Raw genomic sequence first — 25,607 nt, 5'->3', positions numbered from 1 at the left:
GTACCGGGCGACACGATACGGCATCGCCGCGTGCGGGCCGCCGGGAGAGCACCCATTGCCCACATTCATGAACACGAGGCGAGCACTGGGTTTGCGGTGGCGCTACTGTCGCGACCATGGTGTTTCCAGCCGTACGTCTAACCGGGTGCTTTCCTGAGCTCTTCGGTTTCGTGCTCCTTGATCCGGCCCGGCTCGACCGGGCCTGCGGCGGCCACGCCGCCGGCCGGGACGTGTTGTCCCTGTTCGACGCGACCGACCTTGGCGAGCGGGTCGTACGGGACGGGGTGGCGTTGCCGATGTCCGGCGTCGACACCGGCTATTACACGGTCATCGTCCGGCACGCCGACGATGCGGCGCTGCCGTACGCGCCGAGATTTTCCTCGCCCGGCTGGGTCCTGGGCACCGAGAGCGGATACCTGGTCTTTTGCGGTGCCGGTTATCTGACCCGGTGGGACCCGCGGCACCCGAAGAACCGCGCGGTGGGGGTGCCGGGCGGCTGGTACGAGGTGGAGGTCCGCGGCTACTCGTTCCGGCAGGGTTCTGATGATGCGGCGTACGAATTCATCCTTACCCCGGTGCCCACGCAGCCGGCGCTCGCGGCCCGCCGGGACCAGAACTTCGCCGTCCTCAACCCGTCCTGATCGACTCGCGGCGCACTACCCGACCGTCCCGCACGTCGAGAATCTCCTGAAACAGAGCCGCATCCAGATCGTGGGTGGCCACCACCAGGGCGCGGTCGTGGGTGGCTTCGACGATGCTCGCCAGCACCTCGGCGGCGGTGGCCCGGTCCAGTCCTTCGGTGGGCTCGTCCAGGACCAGCAGCGGCGCGTCGGACAGCAGAGCCCGAGCCAGCAGCAGCCGCTGGCGCTGCCCGCCGGAGAGCCGGCCGCCGTCCTCACCCACCACGGTGTCCAGACCGGCCGGCAGGGTTTCCAGCCATGGCCCCAATCCGGCCCTGTGCAGCGCCTCGGTGACCTCGTCGTCGCCGGCCACCGGTCGGGCGATCAGCAGGTTGGCCCGAACGCTGCGATGGAAGACGTGCGAGTCGGCCAGTACGCCCCGGCAGCTGGCCGCGAGGTCCGCTGGCCCGACCGGTCGCCCGCCGGCGATCATCGTGCCAGCGGTCGGCGCGAGCTGGCCGGCGATCAGCTTCAACAGGGTGGTTTTCCCGGCACCGCTGGGCCCAACGAGGGCTACCCGCCGCCCCGGCCACAGGTCGAGGTCGACCCCGGACAGCACATCCCCGCTCCCGTATCCACAGTGGACACTGCGCAGCCGAAGCGTACGTACCGTGCCCTGGACTGCTTTGGGCTGTTCGTCAGGAGAAACGTCGAAGAGCGAGCCGACTCGGCCGAGCGAGCGGATCGAGCGGTGCCAGTACGCGGCCGCGTCGACCAGCGGCAGCGCCGATCCGACCGCGCCGAACGCGGCCATCGCGAGGGCCGCCGCGACCGGCCCGGTGACCCGAGTGAAGGACAGGACCGCGACCGCGCCGGTCGCCGGCAGGAAAAGTCCGGCCGCGGCCGGACCGGCCGCTGACTTTTCGTTACCCGCCAGCCGGATTCCGAGCAGGTGGGTGTGCCGAAGAAGCCACGGCCAAGCACCGGCGGCGGTCAGGTCGGCGGCTCCGTGCAGCTGGTCGGCCACCGCCGCGGCCAGCTCGCCACGTAGTGGCGCGAGCCGTTTGGCCGTACGACGGCTGACAAAGGCGGCCGACAACGGTGGGCCCAGCCAGGCCAGGAGCACCACGATCGCGGCCGCGAGGCCGGCCGCGGGGTCGACCACCGCGATGCCGGTCACCACCGCGGCACCGGTGCCCACCGCCGTGATACCCGGCAGGAGGCAGCGCACCAACAGATCCTGGCCGGCGTCCACATCGGACACCAGCCGGCTCAGCAGGTCGCCGCTGGCCAGCCGCGCGCGACCTTCGACCAGCCCGCCGAAGAGCAGTCCGCGCAGCCCGGCCACCATCCGCAGGGCCACGTCGTGTCCGCGCAGCCTTTCCACGTATCGCAGCGTTCCGCGCCCCAGAGCCAGCGCGCGTACACCCACGATGGCGACCGCGAGGACGGCGAGCGACGGGCGCCGCGCCGCCTCGCAGAGCAGCCAGGTCGCGGTGCTCAGCAACCCGATGCTGGCGAGTTCTCCAGCCACCCCGGCGATACCGGCCGGTGCCAGCGCGCGGCCAAGCCCGGGCATCGCCGATCTGATCAGCCCAGACGTACGCATTCGCCCACCTCCAAGTGGCCGTTTTCCAGCCGCAGCAAGCGATCGGCCAGCGCGGCGACCGCTGGCCGATGCGCGACGAGCAGTGCGGTACGGCCCTGGCTGATCCGCTCGATGCCGGCCAGCACGTCCGCCTCGGTGGCCCGGTCCAGCCGGGCGGTCGGCTCGTCGAGCAGCACGAGGTCGTGGTCTTGCAGGAAAGTACGCGCGAGCGCTACCCGCTGCACCTGGCCGGCGGACAGCCCGCAGCCGTTTTCGCCCAGCACAGTGGCATAACCGGCCGGTAGGGCGTCGATAAAGATGTCCGCGCCGGCCTGGCGGGCCGCGGTCGCGACGGCTTCCAGGTCGTACGAAGGCTGCCCCAGCCGGATGTTTTCGGCCACACTGCGGGCGAAAAGCCGCGGCCGCTGCGGCAGCCAGCCGATCCGCCGGCGCCACTGTTCCGGGTCGAGGTCCGCAAGGTTGGCGCCGTCCACCGTGATGCGGCCGGAAGTTGGCTCCATAAAACGAAGAAGCAGCGACAGTAGGGTGGACTTGCCGGCGCCGCTCGGACCGGCCACCGCGATTCGCTCGCCGGGCCGGATCGTCAGGGACACGTCTCGCAATGCGTACGGGCCGTCCGGCTCATAACGCACGCTGACGTTCTCGAACTCTATCCGTGCCGCGGCCGACCGTACGCTCAATGTCGGTTTTGGTGCCGCCGCCGGAAGATCCAGGACAGCGAAGACGTCTTTGGCGGCGGCCAAGCCTTCCGCGCTGGCGTGGAACTGGCCACCGGCGGCCCGTAGCGCGAGAAACGCCTCCGGTGCGAGCAACAGCACCAATAATGCCGTCCGCAGACCCACTTGCCCGTCCAGTAGGCGGAAACCGAGCGGAACCGCGACCAGTGCGACCGCTAGGCTCGCCAGGATTTCCAGCACCAGCGCGGACAGGAAGGCGATCCGCAGGGTCGCCATGGTGGCCACCCGACAGCGGTCCGCCAGCTGCCGGATGACCTCGACCTGCGCTCGCGCCCGGCCGTACATTCGCAGGGTGGGCAGCCCGCGCACCACATCCAGGAAATGACCGCCCACAGTGGACAGTCGGCGCCACTGCAAGTCCGTCTTGGTTTGGGTGTGCCAGCCAACCAGGATCCCGAAAATCGGCACCAGGGGCAGCGTCACAGCGGTGATGACCGCGGAGGTCGGGTCGGCGACGGCCAGCCGGATCAGCACTGTGACGGGGATGATCGCAGCCGTGACGGTCGCCGGCAGATAGCCGGACAGGTACGGTCGCAGGCCCGCGAGACCGCGAGTCAACAGCGTCACCAGCTCGCCAGATCGCTCGGTGGTCAACCGGGTCGGGCCGCGGCGGGCGCAGCTTTCGCTGACAGCGTCCCGAAGTTCACAGGTGATCGCGCCCGCGGACCGTTCCGCGAGGCGCACTCGTACCCACCCGACCACGGCACGGGCGCCGACCGCGGCGAGCAGCCAACTCGCGCTGTCGAGCCGGATCCGGCCGCTCATGGTTTCGGTCAGCAGCGCGGCGAACGCGTCTGCCTGCGCCAGCACGGTTCCGGCCACCACGACCGCCAGCGCGGTGCTGACCACCAGGTGCCGCCGTACCGACGGCAGACCGCGCAGCCGGCCAGCCACCGCGTCCTTGCTCACTGTCCACTCCGGACTCGCGGCACCGGCGTGCGGAAAAGCCACCAGCTCACGAGCTGGCTGGCGGCCATCAGCGGAGCGGCGATGACCGCGAAAGTGGTCAGGGTCTGCAAAGTCGACGAGCCAGAGGCCGCCGCGGCAACCGTCAGGCCGCTGGCCGGATCGACCGATGAGGCCACCAGAACTCCAGGGTGGGCGGCCACGAGCGCCACGATCGGCACCGCCATCGCGACCATACTGGCCGCGAAAGCCGACCACAGTCGATTCCGGCGCAGCCAGACCCGGACCGCCACCAGGGCGGCGATTCCCACGCAGAGCAGGACGATCTCGCTGCCCGTCTGTCCCATGTGGACGAAGGCCAGACAGCCGGCACTCACCAACAAAAGGCCAATCGACAGGGGCGCGCTGCGCTGCCCGATCCGAGCCGCCAGCTGGCGTACGTCACCGCCGGCCCGCAACGACAGGAAAGTCGCGCCGTGCGTGACCATCAGCGCGACCATGGTCAACGCACCGACGTACGTCATCGGCTGGGTCAGCAGCGCCAGCTGGTCCGGAGCCGCACCGATCCGCCAGGGCAGGCCGACGAAGAGTGTCCCCAGCACCGCGCCCCAGCCCAGCGCCGCGGCCACCGCGCCACCGGCCGCGATCGTGCCGGCGACTCGTTGCCCGCGACCTCGGGCCACCCAGAAAAGCGGAACCCCTGCGGTGACCGCGACAACGCCAGCCAAGGCCACGACCACCAGCGGATATAACCCGGACAACAACAGTTCTTCGGCGTGCGTGAACGCCCCGGCGACCACCCCAACAGTGGCGACCAACCAGACTTCGTTGCGGAGCAACACCGGTCGCAGCGTGTCCAGCGTCTCGGCCCGGGCCCGTCCAGAAAGAACGGACAGCATGCCGACGCCGTAGTCATAGCCGGCCAACAGCAGGTAGCCGGCAAAGAGCACGCCCAGCGCGAGCGCCCAGCCGATCACAGGGTCACCATCTCAAGGTCGTCTCGTACGGGTTCGATGCCGCTGTCATCGGAAGGAACGGACCAGAAAGTCCAGCCTGGACCACGTTTTGCCAGCCGGGTCAGCAAGATCCAGTCAAGGCCGCCGAGAAATGCGAACAGCACAGCGAAAATCGCGAAGCTCACTCCCACGGTGGTCGCCCCGACGCCGGAGATGGCCTGGTCAGTTTTCAGTACGCCGTAGACGACCCACGGTTGCCGGCCGACTTCTCGCCACACCCAACCGGCGATGGCGGCGAGGAACGGCAGGAACATCAGGTACGTCAGCAGCCGCAGCGGCCACGACCAGCGCAACAAACGGTCCCGGAAAAGGAAGAGCGAGGCGACCAGGCCGACCGCCGCAAGAACAATGCCGATGTAGAGCATGGTGTCGCCGGCCCAGTGAATCCAGTCCGGCGGCAGGTAGTTGCCCGGGCCGTACTGAGCGCTCAGGTCGGCCTGCACCTTCGCCATCTCGACCGGACTTTCGTGCCACATGGCGGCTTTTGCTGGTATCAATGTGAAAACGTGGAACTGTCGGACACCGGTATAGATCTGGGCGCCGGCGGCCAGAGTGGCGATCGGCAGCGCGAACCGCAGCGTGGGCAGGAAGAATTCGCGGTCCCGGCCGCGCCGCAGGTGCCATGTGCTGACCCCGATCATGAACCAGGCGCCGACCATAATGCCGGCCGACGCGACGTGCGGGAAGGCCAGCCAGAGGTTCGGGTTTGTCAGCAGCGCCCCGAAATCGGTCAGTATGCCCACGTCACCTTGGATCGCGTACCCGACCGGGTGGTGCAGGAAGGAATTCGCCACCAGCACCCAGAAAGCGGACAGGTACGCGGTCACGCAAACCAGCCAGATCACCACCGTGTGCGCGACCCGGCCGATCCGGTCCCAGCCGAAGATCCAGATCCCCAGCAGCGTGGATTCTATGAAGAACGCCACCAGCGTCTCCATGGTCAGCGGGGCACCGAAAACCCCACCGACCAGCTTGTTCAGCCCGGCCCAGTTCAGCCCCAGCTGGAATTCCATCAGCACCCCGCTGGCGATGCCGACCAGGTAGTTGACCACGTACAGCTGGCCCCAGAACCGGACCTGCCGCAGGTGCTCGGGGTTTTTCGTGAACGCGTATCGGGTCTGCAGGATCGCGACCAGCGTCACGAGCCCGAGAGTGAGAAGGACAAAGAGAAAATGAAACGAGGTGGTGGCGGCGAACTCCCACCGCGCCACAGTCAGTTCGCTCATGACACCGATGCTGCCGACCACACCCCGTCGTCCGCCTCGTCGTCATGCTGTCAGTTGCCCGTACTCCCAGGGGCGTACGCCTACCGCGCGGCGGTCTTGAGGGCAGACCGTGACCTTCGCTCTGGCCTTCGCCCCTGACCTGAGACCGGCCAGTCAGAACGGCGAGTCAGAACGGCCAGTCGGCGTTCCGGCCGCCTTCCAGCAGAGGGATCATCGCGAAGCACTGGTCGGTCAGCCCACCGAAGGTGTATCGGTTGGCTCGGTCCGCGGCGTGGCCCTGTTGGTAGCCGGCCAGATTCCAGGTATACAGCGGAACAGTGTCCGGCAGCGCCTGCCCGACATCGCCGCGGGCCGCTTGCTCGTCGGTGAGGATGACAACCCGGTCATGCCCCGCGAAGTGCCTCTGCACGGCGCCGACAGTGTCGGTGCCGCCGTTGAGAAAATAGCCGTCGGACTTCCACCGCTGCACGGCCTTGAGCACCGATTCCCCCGCCTTGGCGGGGAAAACCAGCGACGGGGTCTGGCCCTGCCAGCCGTTCGAGAAGGACACCACGTCGGCCTTCTCACAGCGTTGCGCCAGCGCCAGGCCGAAAAGCACCGCCGCGTCCCACCGCATCAGGCTGCCGTCCCGCGAGAAGCTCTCGTCCATCGATCCCGAGGTGTCGACCAGCACCAGCGTACGTCCACGCAGCGCGGGAATGCGGCCGAGTGAATGCTGCAGAGCCTGCTCCAGCGGCCAGGCCCAGCGCAGGCTTGGTGCCGCGTTGTACGCCGACAGGAACCGCATCGGCAGCTGCCGCGACCGCGCGACCTGGTCCGGATCGGCGAGTCTCTCGGCGACTTTTCCGGCGCTCCGGTCGGAAAGTCCGGCCTGGTCGAAATTCCGCAGGTTGCGAAGCAGCGCCATGTAACCCATCGACGGGATGATCGCGGCCCATTTCTTGGCCGAGAGCGGAGCCTGCAGCCATCCGGACAGCGATTCCCACGTCATGCCCGCATCGCGCAGCACGGCCGCCACTTCTTCGGGCTCGTGCCGGGTGAACAGCTCGATCCGGGCCTCGTGCGGCCAGCTCATCAGATCCGCGTGCGCGACCAGCAGCGGCAGCGAGTCCGGGATCGGGTTGTCGCGCTTGTGTCGCCGGTCGATGGCGTGCCGGAAAAGATCGCCCTGCCACGGCGAATCCGCCGCCGGCGAGGCGTGTGTCAACTCCAGTACGTCCGCGAACCGGTAGCCATGCGCGGCGGAATCCCACTTGAGCAGCGAACGCTGGTCGTACAACCGGCGTACCCCGTCGGCGATCCCGCGCTTGACCGGTTTCGGGATGGACCGGCCATAACGTGAGGTCCAGTACGCCAGCAGCTCGCCCGGCTCGTCGGCGCGCAGCAGCACGGAATCGACCACCTGACGGGAAAGTCCGGCCTCGCCGGCGAGCAGTCGGGCGCGCGCGAACTCGGCGGCGCCGACCAGCGCAGCCGAGCGCAGGTTGGCCTCGGTCCGCAGCCAGCGCAGGAACCGGCCAGTCCAGTCCGGATCCTGCTGGGTCACCGCATGCACCAGCCCGACGAAACGGCTGTCGCGATCGCCGGCGGACACATAGAAAGTCTCCTCCCCGACCAGGTTCATCACGGCCAGCAGGAAAAGTTCCGACTTCGCGTCACGAGCGTAACCCGCGCCACCTTGAAACGTCAGCTGGCTAGGCACCTGCTCGCTGGTCACCGGACCGAACGCGGCCGGCCTGGCCGTCGCCGCGTTGAACTTGCTCACGTCTTTCCCCTCCGTGTGGGGAGCCGCAGCTTCAAGAATGCCCGAGACCAAAGTCGGAAACGGTACGTAATGTGCTCTCCCAGCTGAGCTACGGTCGCCCGAACGACCGGCGGGACTCGAACCCGCGACCTCACCATTAAAAGGAAGTAACCGTCGCCTGCGCACCGGGCATCCATGAAGTTGTCGCTCCCGAGATCAGTAATGCCCAGCGGTGGATTCTTTAAGGAAGTAACCGCCAAGCCGCGCACCGGGAGTGCTCTGGAACAAGATCGTATCTGGGGTGGCGCTGATGGTCGATCGGTTTTCCCTTTGGGGAAGCGAGTCTGCCCCGCGCGATCAGGAATCAGCGGGGCGGGGTGACCAAGCCACTGCGGTACGCCATGGCGACGAGTTGCGCACGGTCGCGCGCGTCGAGTTTGACCAGTGCCCGGCTGACGTGGGTTTTCGCGGTGGTGGGGCTGATGAACAGGCGCTCGGCGATGTCGTCGTTGTTCAGGCCTTCGGCGACCAGGGTGACCACTTCACGTTCGCGTTCGGTCAGTGCGGCCAGCGCCGCGTTGTCCACAGTGGACGGTCCAGGGCTGGCGGCGATCCGGGCGATCATCCGCCGGGTGACACCGGGGGAGAGCAGACCGTCGCCGCTGGCGACCACCCGGATCGCCCGCAGCAGCTCGACCGGATCGGTGTCCTTGACCAGAAAACCGCTCGCGCCGGCCCGTAAGGCGGCCAGCACGTGCTCGTCGTGATCGAACGTGGTGAGGATGAGGACGTGTACGCCAGCCAGATCCTCGTCGGCGGTGATCCGCTGAGTCGCTTCGATGCCGTCCAGCTCCGGCATCCGGATGTCCATCAGCACCACGTCCGCGCGTACTTTTCTTACTAAATCAAGGACTTCGTGACCGGTGGATGCCTCGCCGACCAGTTCCAGATCGTCCTCGGTTTCCACCAGAGTCCGGAAACCGGCTCGTACCAGCGCATGGTCGTCCGCGATCAGCACCCGGATGCGGCTCATCGGGACTCCACCGGCAGCTGGCACGCGACCTGAAAACCGCCGCCGACCCGGCCGGCGTCAAAGGTGCCGCCGAGCGTACGAGCGCGCTCTCGCATGCCGGCGAGGCCGCTGCCGCTGCCGCCGAAAGAGCCCGATCCCGACCCGTCGTCCTCGACGGTGATGCCGAGCGCGTCGGATCGGTAGGTGAGCTGGATCGCCACTTTGCTCGCGTGCGCGTGTCGGACCACGTTGGTGAGCGCCTCCTGGACGATCCGATATGCGGCGAGTTCCACCGCGGCCGGCAGCGTCGCCGGTTCTCCCAGCACGGTAACGGTGGCGTGCAGGCCGGCCGCCTCGGCCATCCGAGTCAGCTCCGGCAGCCGGCGCAGGCTCGCCGCCGGGTGCCGTTCGTCCAGGTTGGCGTCCTGGCTGCGCAGCGCCCCAAGGACGCTACGCAGTTCACCGAGCGCCTCGGTGGACGTCTGTTTTATGGCATCCAACGACTCTTTGGCCTTCTCCGGCCTGCGGTCGATGACGTGCGACGCGACCCCCGCCTGCACGCTGATGCTCGCAATGCTGTGCGCGATCACGTCATGCACCTCGTACGCGATCCGCAGCCGCTCCTCGTTCACCAGCCGGGCCGCCTCGGCGTCCCGCTCCCGCTCCAGCTGCGCGACCCGCTCGGTCATCACCTTGCGCCACGCGAGGTTGTAGCGGATCGCCTCGCCGAAAGCGACGGAGCTCAGTGCCAGCAGGACCGCGATGACCGAGTAATCGACGAACCGGTGGTCGCTGAAGAGCAGCCGGATCGTTCCGGTGCCGAAGCCGATGGTCAGCAGGCCGGCCAAAATCCCTGACCAGCGGCCCAACACGATGGTCAGGGTGACGCAGACGATGATCGGCACGATCAGGATCACCCGGCCGTAGAAGCCGAGCAGGAACCACAGCAGCATGCAGGTCAGGTTGGTGACGGCGGTTGGTACGGGATAGCGCCGACGCAGGATCGTGGCCGCCGTGACCGCAGCGACCAGGAGCGCGCCGACCACGTCGAAGCGGCGAAGGTCGACGCCGCCGAGCCCGATGCCGGTGATGCCGTTGAAGGCGATCACCCCGCCAGTGACCAGGCCGAGTGCCAGGTCGTACCGGCTCGGCCGGCGATCCCGGAACCAGGCTGCGTTCATCCGCTCACGCTAACCGGCGGGCGGTGCTTAGTCGTCGTCGTACGGCGGTATGCGCCTACTCCAAGTGACGTAGTGCCCCCTTGAGGCCGTGGAGCAGCAGATCGGTGACCGTGTCGACCACTTCGTCATCGGAGTAGTCGGGCCCGCCCTCCGGGAGCAGTGCGTACGCGAGGGTGGCCAGCATCCCGCCCATCGCGGCCGCGATCAGGGCCGGGTCGCCGGGCAGTTCATGCCGGCGTTCTCGCAGGTAGTCGAGGTGCTCGCGAAGCACCGCGGTGTCTTGGGAGAGCCGCTGCCAGGCCTGTCCCGACTGCGATCCGGCGGCCATCGCGGACTCCTGGAGGGCGACGATGACCGGCAGGTTGTCGCGCATCAGCCGCCAGGGCACCGCGAGGTGGGCGCGCAGTTGGGCGCGGTCGGTCAGGTCGTGGTCGGCGGGGTGCTCGTGACTGCCCAACTCGTCGCTGGCCTGCTCGTGCATGTCCGCCAGCAGCGCCTGGAGCAGCGCTTCCTTGCTGGCGAAATGGTCGTAGAACACGCCGGTGGCCCGGCCCGCCGCCGAGGTGATGTCGGCGATTTTCGTCTTCAGGTAGCCGCGCTCGACGAACAGCCGACGGGCGGCCTCCTTGAGCGCCGCCTCGGTCTCGGCCGCTTTGGCCTTTCGTACGCCCACCCGATTGCCTCCTTGACGTTTGTCGTCGCCGCTGATCATACTGAACAAAGTTTCGGCGAATATAGGTTCGGTGAATATGATTTCAGGAGCTGTGATGAAGGCTGTTATCGCTGGTGGGGGAGTGGCAGGTGCGGCCAGCGCGATCGCGTTGGCCCGGATCGGCGCGGAGGTGACGGTGGTTGAGGCGTACGAGGATCCCGCCGGTCCGGTGGGTTCGTTCCTCAGCCTGGCCGCGAACGGGCTGCGTGGGCTGGGTGCGCTGGGCTGCCTGACGCAGGTGCAGGAGGTCGGCTTTTCGGTGCCCCTGCAGCGAATGTGGTCTGGCAACGGGAAAATGCTCGGTGAGGTGGCCCGAGGCCGTCCGGACGGCGATCCGTTGCACAGTGTCACGCTCATGCGCGGCGATCTGGTCGAGGTGCTGCGGGAGGCCGCCGTACGTGCCGATGCGCGGATCGTCACCGGGCAGCGGCTGGCCGGCGTCGTCGACGGCGCCGATCTGGTCGTGGGCGCGGACGGGCTCTGGTCGGGATATCGCGGGGAGTTGGACGCGACCGCTGCAGAGCCCAGCTATGCCGGTCTCTACAGCGTTTCCGGGGTGTCGCGCGGCCTTGCGCGGCCTTCCGGGACATTCAACATGGTCTACGGCCGGCGGGCCACTTTCCTTTATCTGCCAGCCCCGGATGGCTCGATTTGGTGGCAGGCACAGGTGCCTTCGGCCCAGCCGCCGGACCTGGCAACGATCGGGATCGATGAGTTGATGACGGTTTTTGTCGCGGACACTCACGTTCTGCCGATCGTACGGGCAGCCGGCGCAGTCCTGGGCTCGACTCTGCACCATGTCGTCGGGCCGGTCAGCCGGCACCAGGACGGACGGACCGTGTTGGTCGGCGACGCCGCTCATCCAGTTGGCGCCGGCCAGGGTGCTTCGATGGCGATCGAAGATGCCGTTGTCCTCGCCCAACAACTGCGCAAGGCTGACTCTGTCGCCGCGGGTTTGCGGGCGTACGACCACTTGCGCCGCACTCGTACCGAGAAGATGGTCAGGATGGCCGCCGCCAACACCGACGCCAAGATCGCCGGCCCCCTCGCGGCGCGAATGCGGAACCTTTTCATGCCGCTGTTTTTCGCCCGTGCTTACCCAAAAGCGACGGCTTGGCTCTACGCGTACGACCCGGGGACCCTGCCGGTCACGGTCCGCTAGCGGGTCGGATGCCGGTGCGAGCTGGGTGGCTGCTGGGGCGGTGGTTGCGCCGGCGGCGACTGGTGGGGTGGCTGCGGTCGCGGCGCGGTTTCGCGGGCTTTTTCGCGCAGCCGCTCGGCTCCGTCCCGCACGCCCATCGCTTTTGCCGCATCTTCCGGGGAAAGCACGCCAGGGGCGGCCGGGGGAGCGGGTGGTGGTGCGCTCGCGGTGACTTTTGCGTCCAGCGTACGGAAGGCGTTTTCGGCCAGCCGCAGGCCGGCCGAGTGCTGAGTGAGTTTTCCGCCGTATTCCTGGAGTTTCACGCTCTGCTCGGACATCCGTTGACCGTGGACCATGGTCAGGTGCGCCTGCTCGGTGATCAGGTCGATGTGCTCGCGCAACTGGCCGTCGTGCTTACCCAGCAGCTCGGAGTTGCCGGCGGTTTCGGCCTGCGTCGCGCCGAGATCTTCCCGTACCGAAGCCAATTCCGCGCCCACGTGATTAGTGTGGGCGTTGAGAGTGCTGACCGTACGCCGCTCGGCCGCCCCAATCCGCTCCTCGGTGTGCCGGTAGACGGCTTCCAGTTTGCCGTCGGTATTGGCCTCCAGAATGGTGACCTTTTGCTGCAACGCGGCGATTTCGGTTTGATGCCGCTGTTCCTGTCCGGCGAGCGCCGCATTGACTGCGGTATTGACTGCGGTCTGGATCCGTTGGTCGAGCGCGTCGCCCATCGACACCTCAACGGCGTCGAGGCGCTCGTTGGTGTGTTTCTGTCCATCTTTGAGGCTGCGTACGACTTTTCCAAACAGCTCAAGCGTCCGCCGATAGCGGGTATTGAGCGAGGTAATGCCCTTGCCGTGCTGCTGAACCTGATCGTCAAGCGGCGTGTCTACGTCTTTGCCCGCTTTCCGATCCTTGGCCATCTCCCTGCTGCCTTCACGCCCCTCACCGATCTTGCTGAACACGGTCTGACCGAAGGTGAGTGCGGAGCTCAACGCGGTGGTGACGCCCGCTCTGATCGCGGTGTCCTGGAGAACCGCAAGGGAGTAGTTGTGGGACAGTAGAGTTGTGGACACCGTGGTGGAAATCCACTGAATCGGCGAGAGACCAGCAATCTTCAGCCCAGTCTTGCGAGCCTCCTCAAAAACCCCATCCTGCTGTTTCTTCTCAGTCACACCGGAGGCACTGAGGCCACTTCGAACGACGCCATTCCGGTTGCGACTGAATTTAGTCATGATGGCTGCACAAACCCACAACGATTGGTCACGATGCCGGGAACCGACTGGGCGACCATCTGCATCGTGTTCTGCTCGCTGAGCAGCGGCTCCTCATCACTATCAGCGCGGAAAGCGATCATGTTGTCCCAGATCGACTTCGCGTACGCCCCCTGTAGCCAAGCGACGTAGGGATCGATCATCAACTTCAAGAGGATGCGCCCCTCGCGTCCCACCTGGAAATAGCCTGGCGTGTCTTCGCTCTCGCCGAGTCCGTCACCGCTGGGGAACAGCCGGTGATTCTTGAGGAATTCGAGGCCGGACGGCCCATCCGGATCAAACTCGGCCAGCAACCCGTACTTGAACAGGCGGTCCACCACAGCCAACACGTCCACGGCGGGATTCCCGTCCGCTTCTTGCGCAGCCATCTCAAGGGTTGCCAGGTTCTCCAGATCCGCCCGGCTGAACTCGCAGCGGCTCGCGGCCTCGGGATCTGCGTAGCTGAGCAGCCAGACTCGATACTCGTCCCTAGTGAGGTCGATAATCTCGGTTGGCTTGACGATCTCGAAAGTGCCGGGACCGGTGATGGCACCGTTGCTGTCGTCCCGGTCAAACAGAGGTCCGCCGTCGAAGCCGACTGGGACGATGACCTTGGCCACGAAGAAACCCTCCACCCGTTGGCGTGTGTTGCTTAGGGCAGAAGCGTATCAAGGAGCCGGGCGCTCACATACCGTTACGAACAGATACAACAAACGCCTGCCAGTCAGTAGCACTGAACGTCAAGATGGGCGACTGGGCACCAAGTTTCGAGTCGCGTACGAGCATGCAGTTACACACATTCCCCGCAACCTCAACGCACGCGCCCTGAGGTGGCTAGACCTTGAAGGATTCCGCCTGCCTGGCCGCTGGAATGGTGGAGCAGCTGGATGGTGATGATCGTCATCGGTGTCAACGACGTCAACGCCGTGTCCAACGGGCGGTCGCCGACCCTCGCTGGCCGGCTTTTCGCTACGCTGGTGGCCATCGCGGTCCGGTCCCGTTCCGCGACGGAGGTGCGAGAGTGACCGGAGACGACGAACATTTCAGCGCCTGGAACGAAGAGATCGCGGACGTGATCGAGACGATCGAGCTGCGCGGGGTCAAGGACTGGCTGGCTGGTCGTACGGACGGCGTCCGCGACTGGGCCAACGGCATCGACACCACCTTCGACCCCAACGCCTGACCTCATAAACTCATCCGGCGGCCCTAAAACGGTGGTTCGGCTGGCCAGGTGGTGGGTTTTTCGGGTGGGGGGCGGCTGGACGCGTGGTTCGTCCTTGTCGTTCAGGTAGATCGATCCGCGTCGCCGGTTTCTGGTAGGTGGGCAGACGTCTTCTCCGGGCGGTGGTGGCTCGGTGACGTAGACGCGTCCGGTGGGGCTCATGACGGTGTACGTGCCGTCTGGGGCAAGTCTTACCTTCCAGTCGGAGTGTGTTTTCAACCGGTGGTGGAAGCGGCCCAAGCTGAGAAGATTTTCCTTGCAGGTGCACCCATCCGGAAACGGGATGGAGTGGTCTTTGTCGTGCCGGCCCCGACCACGACTCGCAGGTCAACGCCCGGCTTGCGTGAACGAGTATGGCCGGTACCACCAGAACCCGCTGCAGTTGCTGAGGAAGTGGACGGCTCGTACCCGCAGCCGTCGGTGCCACCGCCGCTTACACCCGTGCCGTCGGCTGTGCGCTGGTTGCCTTCACTGTTGTCTGTGTCATCGTCCGGGAGTTGCGGTGCCGGAATATCACCCAAGCTGCGGCTAGTAGCCAAATCCAGCAGCGCGTCCGCGCGGCGGACGTCCATCGATCGCGGATCATCGTCTGGGCAGGAATGTGCGTACGCGTCCAGGATCGACTTTCGTTGGGTGGAATCGAGATGTGGTGGGTGCGGCCGCGACTTTCGGGGCGTCGGCAAGGACGAGGTCAAGGAGTCCGGGAAAGCGGGCCTGGAGGTCTTCGGTGCGTACGCTCAGAATTCGGCGCGCGCCGTTGATGCGCTCGTGGATGACTCCAGCCTCGCGCAGGATCTTCTGGTGGTGGGAGAACGTCGAGCGGCTGATCGTCAGTCCAGCGGCATGGTGGAGATCGTTGCAGGGCGAGGAGCCCAGAGGCAGAAGCGTCTGCACCACGAGCAGGCGCACCGGGTCAGCCAGCGCGGCCAACACTGCGCACAACTCGAGATCGGAGGGCGCGGGGTGTCTGTCGTCACTGCTCACAGGCGAAGGCTAGCCACCGCATCTATCGATGTCTATCGTACTGTTCGATATCCATCGACATAAAGGGTGTTCCCGTGACGACAGATGTCTGGACCACGTCGTTTCTCGCTGCTCTCGCCGGACCCGAGGTGAGTCTCCCGTTTCCGCCGCGGTCGCGAGCGTTTGCCAACCAGACGATCCGCCAGTCGGTCCGGCTGAGGCGGGCCGGGACGGCTGTACGGATCGTTCTCGGCAACGAGTTCGGCCGCCAACCGCTGGTGATCGACGAGATCGTCGTCAGCGGAGCAGCAAAGCACGACGTGCCGGCGCTGCGTCATGGCGTCGGGCGCTGGCACCTCGCGCCGGGCGTGACAGCGGCCAGCGATCCGGTCCCGCTGCCGGTCGATGCCGGTGAGGAGCTGTCGATCAGCTGCTTCGTCGCGGGCACGACCGAGCCGGCGACCTATCTGCACTCGGCCCAGCGAACCAGTGAAATCGCCGCCGGCAACCAGACGAGCGACCGGCACCTGCGAAGCGCGCAGTCGTCGCCGTCGCTGTACTGGATCGCCCGCGTGCTCGTCGACGCGCCCGCGCAAGGTCCGGTCATTGTCGCGATCGGCGACTCCATCACCAGGGGTGACTTCACCACGCTCGACGCGGACCAGCGGTATCCCGACCACCTGCAGCGACTGCTGCCGGCTGGTGCGGTCGTACTGAACGCTGGTCTGGGCGCCAACCGGATCCTGCGTTCTGGGCTCGGTCCGCCGATGGCCGAGCGGTTCGAGCGGGACGTGCTGTCGGTCACCGAGACAACCCACGTCATCGTCATGGGCGGAATCAACGACATCGCGCTGCCGAAACTGCTGGGGGAATCGCAGCCAACCGCCGCCGTGATCGTCGACGGACTCAATACGCTCGCGCGCCGAGCGCGGGAGCGCGGCATCTCGCCGCTGCTGGGCACCATCACCCCGGTCGGTGAAAGCCGTATCGGTGACTTCGTCGGGTCCGGGAATGAGGACATTCGCTTAGCCGTAAATCAGGCCATCAGAGCGCAGGCTGAGTGGCCTGTGGTGGATTTCGCGGCGGCTGTTGCCGAGGCTGGCGACGCGGACCGGCTGGCCAGGTCGTACGACTCCGGCGACGGGCTACACCCCAACGACGCGGGAGCGCGAGCCCTTGCCGGTGAAGTCGACCTGAATCTCCTCACAGGGTCGGCATCCGGCTGACTTTAGGGAACCGTGGGACGGTGCGCTGCGTCGAAGCGGGGAGGTCGACGAGAGGTGGACTGATCGTGCGGATCTTCCCGACGACAGCAGCGATAGCAGCGATGGTGGTCCTGGTAGCTGGGTGCGGCGGACCTCAGGAGGTGCGTACGCTGCCGATCAGCGCGCCAGCGGCCAGCGTGCCGACGACGGTTTGTACGACCGTGCCGGCCGATGCCCAGGGCGTGTCCCTTCCCGCCGGATTCCAGGTCGCGTGGGTGCTGCGGTGTTCCATCGCGTCGCGTACGTTGGCGGGCAACGGAAAGTGGCAGATGCTGGTGTCGGAGCGGGCCGACACCTCGGCGACTGATCTGGTGGCCGCGCTGGAGAAGCCGTCGCAGCCGCGGGCGACGAACGTCCACTGTCCGTACGTCCGGCCGCAGACGTCCTCTTTCGTGCTGGTCGACGGCTCTGGCCGGGGCATCACCCCGGCAGTCCCCACCCTGTCCTGCGGCCAGCCCCAACCAGCGGTGGCGGCGGCCCTGGATGCCCTCAAGTTCCACGAAATCTACGCCCGCCCCCTCGGCCGCCGCTGAAACCGCATATCCAGCGGCGGCCATAAGACGGTCAGTCCTCGCCGAGGTAGGCCTTGCGGACCTTGGGGTTACCGAGCAGGTTCTCGCCGGTGTCGGACAGCGCGATCCGACCGATCTCCAGCACGTGACCGTAGTCGGCGAGCTCGAGCGCGGCCTGGGCGTTCTGTTCGACCAGCAGGATCGTGGTGCCGCTTTGCCGCAGCTCAGCCAAAGTGTCCATGATCCGGGCCATCATGATCGGGGACAGGCCCATCGACGGCTCGTCCAGCATCAGCATTTTGGGCGCTGACATCAAAGCCCGGCCGATCGCCAGCATCTGCTGCTCACCGCCGGAAAACGTGCCGGCGGCCTGCTTGCGCCGTTCGGCCAGCACCGGGAAGAGGGTGTACGCCCTCTCCAGGTCGCTGGTGACGGCGCCTTTTCGAGCGTACGCACCGAGAAGCAGGTTCTCCTCGACCGTCATCCGGGGGAAGATGTGCCGACCCTCGGGGACGTGCGCGAGCCCGCGCTCGACGATCTGGTGAGCCGGCACCTTGTCGATCCGCTCGCCGGCGAACGTGATCGACCCGCCGGCGGTCGGCAGCAGATTGGAGATGGTCCGCAGCGTGGTCGTCTTGCCGGCGCCGTTGGTGCCGATCAGGCTGACCAGTTGCCCCTCGCCGACGGTGAAGCTGATTCCCTTGACTGCCTTGATTTTGCCGTACGCCACCTGGAGGTCCTTGACCTCCAGCATCGGAGTGCTCGTCACGCGCCGGCCTCCTCGTCCAGGGACTTCTCGGTGGCCGGCTTGTTGGCGTGGGTGGGGCCGCTGCCGATGTACGCCTCGATGACCCGCTCGTCCGACTGCACCTGCGCCGGCGTGCCCTCCACCAACGTCTCGCCGCGGACCAGGCAGGTGACCCGGTCGCAGAGCCGGAAGATGAACCGCATGTCGTGCTCGATCACCACGACCGACACGCCCCGCTCGCGGATCGCGAAGATCAGGTCGGTCGCCTCGCCGGTCTCCTGCGGGTTCATGCCGGCGGTTGGCTCGTCCAGCAGCAACAGCCCCGGCTCGGTGGCCAGCGCTCGGGCGATCTCCAGCCGGCGCTGGTCGCCGTAGTTCAGGTTCCGTGCGAGGTGGTCACCGACGTCGGTGAGACCAACGAAGCTGAGCAGCTCCTTCGATTTCTCGACGGTCTCCTTCTCCTCCCGTCGGTAGCGCGGTCCGTGCAGGATCGACGTGAGAACGCCGGCGGACGTACGGCAATAGCGCCCGACCATCACGTTTTCCAGCGCGCTCATGTTGCCGAACAGCCGGATGTTCTGGAAAGTACGCGCGACGCCTGCCCGGGTGACCGCGACCGGCTGCGGTTTGAGGGTTTTGCCGAGATACCGCACGGTGCCGCTGGTCGGCTTGTAAAGACCGGTGAGGCAGTTGAAGAACGTCGTCTTGCCGGCGCCGTTGGGGCCGATCAGGCCGACGATCTCGCCTTCGTTGACGGAGAAGTTCACCTTGTTGACGGCCACCAGGCCACCGAACCGCATGGTGACGTCGGTGGCATCCAAGACGACCTGGCCGGCGACCGGTGACGATTTCTGCAGGGCGGGCGCGGTCATGCTTTCGCCACCCCCACTTGGTCCGTCAGCTCGGTGTCGGCCACCTGAGTGTCCAGCTCGGTCGCTAATTCCTCGTCCTCCTCATGCAGTTCCAGCTGCCGCCGCCGACTGGCGATCATGCCTTCGGGCCGGAACCGCATCATCACCACCAACAGCAGCCCGAAAAGCAGCAGCCGGTAGTCCGCGAAGAACCGGAGTTTCTCCGGCAGCAGCTTCAGAATCGTGGCACCGAGCAGTACACCGCCGACCGTACCCATGCCGCCCAGCACCACCGCGGCGAGCAGGAAGGCCGACTCCAGGAACTGGTATTGGTCCGGTGTGACGGAAACGTCGTGGTGGGCCTTGATGGTGCCGGCGAGTCCGGCGAGGAACGCGCCGCCGGCGAAGGCCAGCAGCTTCAGGCCGAAGATGTTGATGCCCATCGCCTCGGCGGCCCGTTCGTCCTCCCGGATCGCCACCCAGCCGCGGCCGATCCGCGAGTTGTTCAACCGGGCGAAGGCCAGCACGATGGCGCCGACCAGTACCAGCAGCAGGAAGTAGTAGTTCGCGAAGCGCCCCAGCACGATCCCGAAGACGGTGTGCGGCTGGCCGAAGTCAAAGCCGAAGAAGTTCAGGTCCGGGATCGACGGGATGCCGTTCGGGCCATGGGTCAGGTTCGGCCCGTTGGTCCCGTCCAGGTTGTTCATGGTGAGCCGGAAAATCTCCCCGAACGCCAACGTCACGATGGCCAGGTAGTCACCGCTGACCCGCAGTGTCGGACTGCCGATGATCAGACCGAAACAGGCCGCGACCACCGCTCCGAAGACCATCACCACCAGGAACGGCGGGTGCCAGCCGATGGTCGCGAAGGCGGAGTTGGAGAACATGGCGCCGACGTACGCGCCAGAGCCCAGGAAGGCGATGTATCCGAGGTCCAGCAGGCCGGCGAGGCCGACCACGATGTTCAGGCCGATCGCGGTGGCCGCGAAAATCAGCACCTGGGTCGCGATCGACATGTTGGCGTCGCTGCCGTTCTGGGTGAACGGGAAGGCGAAGGCGGCGACCACCGCGGCGAGCAGCGTCACCCGCCGGTAGTCGACGAACGCGTGGTTGAGGAAGCCGAGCAGCCCGAAGGCGCGGCAGATCAGCACCAGCCCGGTCACGAAGACCATGAAGCCGACGAAAACCCAGCCGTCGTCCTGGTTCAGCAGATATGCGCCGGCGAACAGCGCCAACGCGAGCGCGGCGGCGATCATCAGGATCTGAGCCCAGCCGGGCACGTTCCAGTTCAGCTTGGCTGGCGGCTCGGACGGCAGCGCGCGGCTGGCCACCAGCATCAGCAGTGAGCCGACCGCCGGCACCGCGATGCCCGGCTCCAGGTTCACCAAGCCACCGAGCTGGATGACGATCGAGGCGAGCATCATCCAGACGACGATCACCGAGAAGATCGCGGTGGCGCGTACGGCCGCCGGCCCGCCCGGCAACGCACGGCGCAGCCCGGTCCGCTGGGTGATCAGGAACAGCACCCCGATCGCGCCCAGCGCGATCACCCAGTACTGCACGGGAGCGGGGTTGAAGTAGAGCGTCACGTCGCCGAGCAGGCTGCGGTCGTACGTCCAGCGCATGAAACCGCCGAGCAGTACGAGCAGGGTGCCGACCAGCGACAGTGGCCAGGCCAGTTTCCCGAATCTGGCTTGCAGGAAGGAGTCCAGTTTGGTGGTCACGCGCGGTCCACCACCCGGGCACCGAGCAGTCCTTGCGGCCGGAACACCAGCACCAGGATCAGGATCGCGAAGGCCCACACGTCTTTCCACGCGCTGCCACCGAACCGGCCGGGGATGTACTGGGTGGCCATGGTTTCCACCAGGCCCAGTACGAGGCCGCCGACGACCGCGCCGTAAATGTTGCCGATGCCACCGAGCACCGCGGCGGTGAACGCCTTCAGGCCGGCCAGGAAGCCCATCCGGAAGTCGATGTTGGTGTTGATCAGGCCGTGCGCGATGCCGGCGATCGCGGCCAGTCCGCCGCCCAGCATGAACGCGATGACGATGATCCGGTCGACGTTGATGCCCATCAGGCGGGCGGTGTCCGGGTCCTGCGACACGGCCTGCATGGCCCGGCCGGTCTTGGTCCGGTTGATGAAGTAGTAGAGGAAGATCGTGCAGATCACCAGTGCGGACAGGGTGAAGATGGACGAGCGCTGGACCAGCACGCCAGCCACGTTGATCGGCGTACCGGTCACCACGTCGATCTGCGGGAACGGCAGCGCCTGGGTGGCGTCCGGGAAACCGGGGATGTCACCGTAGAAGAGCCGTACGGCCTCCTGCAGGAACACCGAGACGCCGATCGCGGTGATCAGCGGGGCGAGCCGGGGAGCGTTGCGCAGCGGTCGGTACGCGACGCGTTCCATCAGGACCGCGACGCCCATCGAACCGCCGATCGCGGCCAGGATCATGAACGGGAAAACCCACAGAGCGGTGTTGTCCTTGAACAGCGCCAGCCACACCGTGAGACTGCTGAACGCGCCGATCATGAAGACTTCGCCGTGCGCGAAGTTGATGAGTTGGATGATGCCGTAAACAACCGTGTATCCGACCGCGATGAGCGCGTAAAGCGCGCCCAGCGACAGCCCGTTCACGAGTTGCTGGAGCAGCTGCTCCACTGCCTGCACGTGTGACCTCCGTGGGTTGAGCCCTGGTGGGGCCTCCCGCTGATGGCGGACAAAGGGCCGGGCGCGTGGCCCGGCCCTTCGCTACGAGAGTTAGTCCTTGAATTCCCCGGTGTTGACGCCCTTCCAAGCCGTGCCGTCGACCTTGTAGACGGTCAGCGTCTTGTTGGTGGTGTCGCCGTACTGGTCGAAGGCGACCTGGCCGGAGACACCGGCGAAGGACACCTTCGAGAGCGCGTCGATGGTCGCCTGCCGGGCCGACTTGGCGTCGGTCGCGTTGGCCAGCGAGGTCTTCAGCGCGGCGATAACAGCGTTGGCCGCGTCGAAGGCGTACGCACCGTACGAGGAGTTGTCACCCTTGTAGCCACCGGCGGTGTAGTCGGAGACGTACTTCTTGGCAGCCGGCAGCTGGTCCAGCGGCGCGCCGACCGAGGTGGCGAAGTTGCCAGGCGCGGCGTTGCCGGCCAGCGTCAGGTAGTCCTTGGAGTACATGCCGTCGCCGCCCATCAGCGGGATCGACAGGCCGGCGGACTTCATCTGCTGGGTCAGCGGACCGGACTGCGGGTATTCGCCGCCGTAGTAGAGCAGTTGCGGCCCGCTCGGCTTGATCTTGGAGACGACGGCGCTGTAGTTCTTGTCGTCCGGGTTGATCGTCTGCGCCGAGACGATGGTGCCACCGAGCTTCTTGAACTCCTCGGTGAAGGTCTGCACCAGGCCCTGGCCGTAGGTCTTCTTGTCGTGCACGGTGGCGACCTTGGTCAGGTGCAGCGTGTTGTAGACGTACCGGGCCGCGAACGGGCCCTGCACGGCGTCCGTGGTGCAGGTGCGGAAGTAGTTGGCGTACGGCCGCTTTTTCGTCGTCGCCCAGGTGGCGCCCTGCGTCAGGCTCGGGTTGGTGTTGGCCGGCGACACCTCGGCGACCTTGGCCGCGGAGAGCACTGGCTGCACGTTCTGCGCCACGCTGGAGTTCAGCGTGCCGACCACCGCGACGACCTGGTTGTCGGAGGCGAGTTTGGTGGCCGCGTTCTTGCCGACGTCGGGGTTGGCCTGGTCGTCCTGGTCATCGAGCTGAAGGGTCCAGCCGGGGATGGCCTTGGCGTCGTTGGCCTGCTTGATGGCGAGGTTGACCGAGTCCCGGATGCCCTGGCCGATAGCCGACAGGTCACCCGAAAGCGGGGCGATGACGCCGATTTTGGCGATTTTGCCGCCGGTGCTGCCGGACCCGCTGTCGCCGCTGCGGCTGCCGCATGCGGTCAGTGCCAGCGCCGAGACGGCGAGCACCGCCCCCACGCGGACCATTACACGATGGTGCACTTTGGTTCCCCTCCAGATGTCAGCGGACGGGATTTCCCCTGCCGCAGGTGGCCCGAAAATAGACCATCGACAGGGCCTACGTCCGCTCTTTGCCGAGTGTTGCCGTGGGAAATGGCCGTCCGGCTGGTCCTAACGTGTCAGTACAGTCGCCCTTAACGTGTTAGTACGTCCGGCCGAAATCCGGGTGAAACATGCCGGACCGTAGTCGATTTCCCGTACTGTAAAGGGTCCTGGCAGGGACAGGACGTCGGCTAACCCTTTTGAATGTCGCTCTTGTACCGCTAGAGATGGAATGTCGCTAAAGAGCGTCCACGTTTTGGGAAAAAGATTACCCCCGGGCGTGTTGCGCGTACGAGCCGCATTTCTCTTTTGTCGATCGCGGTGTCCATGGCGCTCGACAAGTGGCTCAGTCGTACGCCTCGACTGGACCGGTCCCGGACACTTGGCACCGAGCGGATCCACCGGTTGCCGGCGCCGGCGGCCGATGACACGTAGGCTGTCGAGGTGGCGCGAGGACTCAAACGCGGTCTGTTGTCCAGCTTGGCATCGCTGCTTTTGTGCGGCCTGCTTGCCGGAGTGGTGGTGGCTGCCGCCGCCTTCCCGATAGTGGCGGTCACCGGCCTGAGCGCCAAGGCCGGTGCCCAGATGTTCGAGTCGCTGCCGAGCACGCTGCAAACCGTGCAGCTGCCGCAGACCACGAAGATCCTGACGTCCGACGGGAAGTACGTCACCTCGTTGTACGTGCAGGACCGGGTGGCGGTGCCGCTGTCGTCGGTGCCGGTCGCCGTCCAGCACGCCGTGGTGGCCACCGAGGACACCCGGTTCTACGAGCACCACGGCGTCGACCTGAAGGGCATCATCCGCGCGTTCGTGGCCAACCAGCAGGCCGGCGGTGCGTCGCAGGGCGCGTCCACGCTGACCCAGCAGTATGTCCGGCAGGAGCTGATCCTGGCCGCCAAGACCCCGCAGGAGCGGCAGCAGGCCACCGAGGTCACCATCGGCCGCAAGCTGCGGGAGGCGCGGCTCGCGATCGCGCTGGAAAAGCAGTACAGCAAGGCGCAAATCCTGGAGCGCTATCTGAACATCGTCTACTTTGGACACGGCGCGTACGGCATCGCCCAGGCCGCCCAGCGGTATTTCTCCAAGTCCGTCGACCAACTCACGCTGAGCGAGTCGGCGATGCTGGCCGGCTTCATCAAAAGCCCAACGTATTACCCTGCCCACCCGGTGCCGGCCGAGCAGCGCCGCGACTTCGTGTTGCAGCGAATGAAAGACCTGAACTTCGTCACCGCCCCGCAGTTGGCCGACGCGCTTGCGCATCCGCCGACGATGCACCCGTACACGACCCCCAACTCGTGCTTCGACAACGGTTCCATCACCACCGGGAACAACTGGGGTTTCAGCTGCGACTACCTGCGGATCTGGGCCGAGCAGCAGCCGGCTTTCGGGGCCACCCCGGAGGAACGCTGGAACAACCTGCAGACCGGCGGCTACACGATCAAGCTGGGGCTGGATTCCCAGATGCAGGCCATCGCGCAGGACGTGGTGAACAGCCGCGGCACGTCGATGGACAGCAGGCTCGCGCAGGGCATCGTGCTGATCCAACCCGGCACCGGTCAGATCAAGGCGATGGCCATCAACCGGCTCTTCGGTGTCCCACCGCAGGGATCCGGGCCGGACCGGCAGTCCGAATACACCCAGAACCCGCTGTTGACCGGTGATCCAGCCAATGGCGGGCGGAGCACCGGCTATCCGTCCGGGTCGACCTTCAAGATGTTCACCATGCTCGCCGCGCTGAACCAGGACAAGCCGCTGTCGACCGCTTTCTACGCCCCGCAGACGTACGTGTCGAATGTGCCGGCCACCGGGGACAGCAGCTGCGACGGCAAATACTGCGCGCAGAACGCCAGCAAGGGGATGACCGGCCGGCAGAACATGTGGACCGGTTTCGGCTCCTCGGTGAACACGTATTTCGTGCAGCTCGAGCAGCAGGTCGGCGCCGCGAACGTGGCCCAGATGGCGGCCAAGGTGGGCATCTCGTTCTTTCCCGGCGCCAAAACCAAGGCCGCCCCGACCGGGGTGAACAGCCTCGCGCAGATCGTCCGGGAGGGCAACGGGCGGGCCCAGCGGTTGTCGCTCACCCTCGGTCAGGGCAGTGACACCTGGCCGCTTTACATGGCCAACGCGTACGCCACAGTGGCCGCTCACGGCAAATACTGCGAGCCCACGCCGGTGCAGTCGATCACCGGACCCGACGGCAAGGCGCTGGACGTGGGCAACCCGAAGTGCTCGCAGGTGATTCCGGCCGGGGTCGCGGACGCGGCTACCGACGCGGCCCGCTGCCCCATTGGCCAGTCACCGCTGACCGGCTCCTGCAGCAACGGTTTCGGTCCGACCGGCGGCAGCGTCGGCGACCGGCTGGACCCGCGGCCAGCGGCCGGCAAGACCGGCTCGACGCCGGGCAACAAGCAGTTGTGGTTCGCCGGCTTCGTCCCGCAGCTGGCCGGGGCGTCGTTCTCCACCGACCCGGACACCCCCCACGGCGACTACGACCAGGGTGACACCAGAGTCGCCAACGACATCTTCAGCAGCACGATGGCCCGGGTCACCGACGGCATGGACGAGCAGAATTTCGATGCCCCGCCGGACGATCTCGTCTCCGGTGGCATCGACGACGAGTCCGCGAACACCGGTCAGGACCAGAACCCGACCGACCCGAACAACCCGAACAACCCGAACAAGCCCAAGCCGCACCGGTCCGCGAACCCGCCGACCGGCCACGGCGCCGGCTTCGAACTGCCCGGCGGCCACCTGCCGCCCATCCAGCCGCCGACCTTCGCCGTCACCGGCTTCAACACCTCGTTCGCCCGCCGCCGTACGACTGGCCGGGTCACCTGACCAGGAGCC

General features: G+C 66.6%; 23 protein-coding genes and 1 pseudogene. 7 read left to right on the top strand and 17 right to left on the bottom strand.

Features of this window, described 5'->3' with window-relative positions; genetic code table 11:
* Positions 1-116: 116 nt before the first annotated feature.
* Complete coding sequence (locus ABD301_RS02720; protein WP_163567498.1) at positions 117-641, top strand: hypothetical protein; 525 nt, start codon at positions 117-119, stop codon at positions 639-641.
* On the opposite strand, the gene cydC is transcribed toward ABD301_RS02720, so the two are convergent.
* The 8 genes from cydC to ABD301_RS02680 form a co-directional block, all read right to left on the bottom strand.
* Positions 628-2,229: a thiol reductant ABC exporter subunit CydC gene (gene cydC / locus ABD301_RS02715; RefSeq protein ID WP_163567499.1), complete on the bottom strand. Its 1,602-nt coding sequence runs from the start codon at positions 2,227-2,229 to the stop codon at positions 628-630. The two genes, ABD301_RS02720 and cydC, sit on opposite strands and share 14 nt — an antisense overlap.
* Entirely contained in the window at positions 2,211-3,875 is a 1,665-nt protein-coding gene (gene cydD, locus ABD301_RS02710) for a thiol reductant ABC exporter subunit CydD (RefSeq protein ID WP_344306813.1), read from the bottom strand. The genes cydC and cydD overlap by 19 nt, the downstream gene beginning before the upstream one ends.
* A complete protein-coding gene (locus ABD301_RS02705; protein ID WP_344306811.1) occupies positions 3,872-4,849 on the bottom strand; it encodes a cytochrome d ubiquinol oxidase subunit II in 978 nt (325 codons plus the stop codon). Before ABD301_RS02705 ends, cydD begins: the two co-directional genes overlap by 4 nt.
* Positions 4,846-6,114: a cytochrome ubiquinol oxidase subunit I gene (locus ABD301_RS02700; RefSeq protein ID WP_344306809.1), complete on the bottom strand. Its 1,269-nt coding sequence runs from the start codon at positions 6,112-6,114 to the stop codon at positions 4,846-4,848. The genes ABD301_RS02705 and ABD301_RS02700 overlap by 4 nt, the downstream gene beginning before the upstream one ends.
* Before the next feature lie 166 nt (positions 6,115-6,280).
* Positions 6,281-7,879: a TROVE domain-containing protein gene (locus ABD301_RS02695; protein ID WP_344306807.1), complete on the bottom strand. Its 1,599-nt coding sequence runs from the start codon at positions 7,877-7,879 to the stop codon at positions 6,281-6,283.
* A gap of 343 nt (positions 7,880-8,222) precedes the next feature.
* A complete protein-coding gene (locus ABD301_RS02690; protein ID WP_344306805.1) occupies positions 8,223-8,891 on the bottom strand; it encodes a response regulator in 669 nt (222 codons plus the stop codon).
* Positions 8,888-10,051 (bottom strand): sensor histidine kinase, encoded by a 1,164-nt coding sequence (locus tag ABD301_RS02685; protein WP_344306803.1) that lies wholly within the window; start codon positions 10,049-10,051, stop codon positions 8,888-8,890. Before ABD301_RS02685 ends, ABD301_RS02690 begins: the two co-directional genes overlap by 4 nt.
* 55 nt (positions 10,052-10,106) lie before the next feature.
* Positions 10,107-10,724 carry a TetR/AcrR family transcriptional regulator gene (locus ABD301_RS02680; protein ID WP_344306801.1) on the bottom strand — a complete coding sequence of 206 codons (618 nt, stop codon included), beginning with the start codon at positions 10,722-10,724 and terminating at the stop codon, positions 10,107-10,109.
* Between the two features lie 94 nt (positions 10,725-10,818).
* On the opposite strand from ABD301_RS02680, the gene ABD301_RS02675 reads away from it, so the two are divergent.
* Positions 10,819-11,925, top strand: coding sequence for an FAD-dependent monooxygenase (locus ABD301_RS02675; protein WP_344306799.1), 1,107 nt, complete (start codon positions 10,819-10,821; stop codon positions 11,923-11,925).
* On the opposite strand, the gene ABD301_RS02670 is transcribed toward ABD301_RS02675, so the two are convergent.
* From ABD301_RS02670 to ABD301_RS42275, 3 genes and pseudogenes are all read right to left on the bottom strand, one after another.
* A complete protein-coding gene (locus tag ABD301_RS02670; protein ID WP_344306797.1) occupies positions 11,922-13,079 on the bottom strand; it encodes a hypothetical protein in 1,158 nt (385 codons plus the stop codon). The two genes, ABD301_RS02675 and ABD301_RS02670, sit on opposite strands and share 4 nt — an antisense overlap.
* Positions 13,080-13,135: 56 nt before the next feature.
* Positions 13,136-13,777 (bottom strand): hypothetical protein, encoded by a 642-nt coding sequence (locus ABD301_RS02665; RefSeq protein WP_344306795.1) that lies wholly within the window; start codon positions 13,775-13,777, stop codon positions 13,136-13,138.
* A 64-nt stretch (positions 13,778-13,841) separates the two neighbouring features.
* Positions 13,842-13,970: pseudogene (locus tag ABD301_RS42275) on the bottom strand (DUF397 domain-containing protein); the annotation flags it as partial.
* 74 nt (positions 13,971-14,044) lie between these two features.
* Here ABD301_RS42275 and ABD301_RS02660 point away from each other — a divergent pair.
* Positions 14,045-14,182 carry a hypothetical protein gene (locus ABD301_RS02660; protein WP_163567507.1) on the top strand — a complete coding sequence of 46 codons (138 nt, stop codon included), beginning with the start codon at positions 14,045-14,047 and terminating at the stop codon, positions 14,180-14,182.
* Complete coding sequence (locus ABD301_RS02655) at positions 14,179-14,340, top strand: hypothetical protein (protein ID WP_163567508.1); 162 nt, start codon at positions 14,179-14,181, stop codon at positions 14,338-14,340. Before ABD301_RS02660 ends, ABD301_RS02655 begins: the two co-directional genes overlap by 4 nt.
* A 621-nt stretch (positions 14,341-14,961) precedes the next feature.
* On the opposite strand, the gene ABD301_RS02650 is transcribed toward ABD301_RS02655, so the two are convergent.
* Positions 14,962-15,363 (bottom strand): ArsR/SmtB family transcription factor, encoded by a 402-nt coding sequence (locus tag ABD301_RS02650; RefSeq protein ID WP_344306792.1) that lies wholly within the window; start codon positions 15,361-15,363, stop codon positions 14,962-14,964.
* Positions 15,364-15,437: 74 nt separating this feature from the next.
* Between ABD301_RS02650 and ABD301_RS02645 the strand changes: the two genes are divergently transcribed.
* Entirely contained in the window at positions 15,438-16,568 is a 1,131-nt protein-coding gene (locus ABD301_RS02645) for a GDSL-type esterase/lipase family protein (protein ID WP_344306790.1), read from the top strand.
* Positions 16,569-16,633: 65 nt separating this feature from the next.
* Positions 16,634-17,140 (top strand): hypothetical protein, encoded by a 507-nt coding sequence (locus tag ABD301_RS02640; RefSeq protein ID WP_344306788.1) that lies wholly within the window; start codon positions 16,634-16,636, stop codon positions 17,138-17,140.
* Positions 17,141-17,171: 31 nt separating this feature from the next.
* Here ABD301_RS02640 and ABD301_RS02635 read toward each other — a convergent pair whose 3' ends face one another.
* The 5 genes from ABD301_RS02635 to ABD301_RS02615 all read right to left on the bottom strand — a co-directional run bounded on the left by ABD301_RS02635 (position 17,172) and on the right by ABD301_RS02615 (position 22,685).
* Positions 17,172-17,888, bottom strand: coding sequence for an ABC transporter ATP-binding protein (locus ABD301_RS02635; protein WP_279579694.1), 717 nt, complete (start codon positions 17,886-17,888; stop codon positions 17,172-17,174).
* A complete protein-coding gene (locus tag ABD301_RS02630; protein ID WP_279579695.1) occupies positions 17,885-18,739 on the bottom strand; it encodes an ABC transporter ATP-binding protein in 855 nt (284 codons plus the stop codon). Before ABD301_RS02630 ends, ABD301_RS02635 begins: the two co-directional genes overlap by 4 nt.
* Complete coding sequence (locus ABD301_RS02625) at positions 18,736-20,442, bottom strand: branched-chain amino acid ABC transporter permease (protein ID WP_344306783.1); 1,707 nt, start codon at positions 20,440-20,442, stop codon at positions 18,736-18,738. The genes ABD301_RS02630 and ABD301_RS02625 overlap by 4 nt, the downstream gene beginning before the upstream one ends.
* Positions 20,439-21,389 (bottom strand): branched-chain amino acid ABC transporter permease, encoded by a 951-nt coding sequence (locus ABD301_RS02620; protein WP_344306781.1) that lies wholly within the window; start codon positions 21,387-21,389, stop codon positions 20,439-20,441. Before ABD301_RS02620 ends, ABD301_RS02625 begins: the two co-directional genes overlap by 4 nt.
* A 90-nt stretch (positions 21,390-21,479) precedes the next feature.
* A complete protein-coding gene (locus ABD301_RS02615; RefSeq protein ID WP_344306779.1) occupies positions 21,480-22,685 on the bottom strand; it encodes a branched-chain amino acid ABC transporter substrate-binding protein in 1,206 nt (401 codons plus the stop codon).
* A gap of 519 nt (positions 22,686-23,204) precedes the next feature.
* Between ABD301_RS02615 and ABD301_RS02610 the strand changes: the two genes are divergently transcribed.
* A complete protein-coding gene (locus ABD301_RS02610) occupies positions 23,205-25,598 on the top strand; it encodes a transglycosylase domain-containing protein (protein ID WP_344306777.1) in 2,394 nt (797 codons plus the stop codon).
* The last annotated feature ends 9 nt before the right edge of the window (positions 25,599-25,607 follow it).

It is taken from the genome of Fodinicola feengrottensis, from assembly GCF_039530045.1.
Lineage (GTDB): Bacteria > Actinomycetota > Actinomycetes > Mycobacteriales > HKI-0501 > Fodinicola > Fodinicola feengrottensis.
The sequence above is the reverse complement of the archived record's forward strand: the minus strand, read 5'-3'. Positions and strand labels throughout refer to the sequence as shown.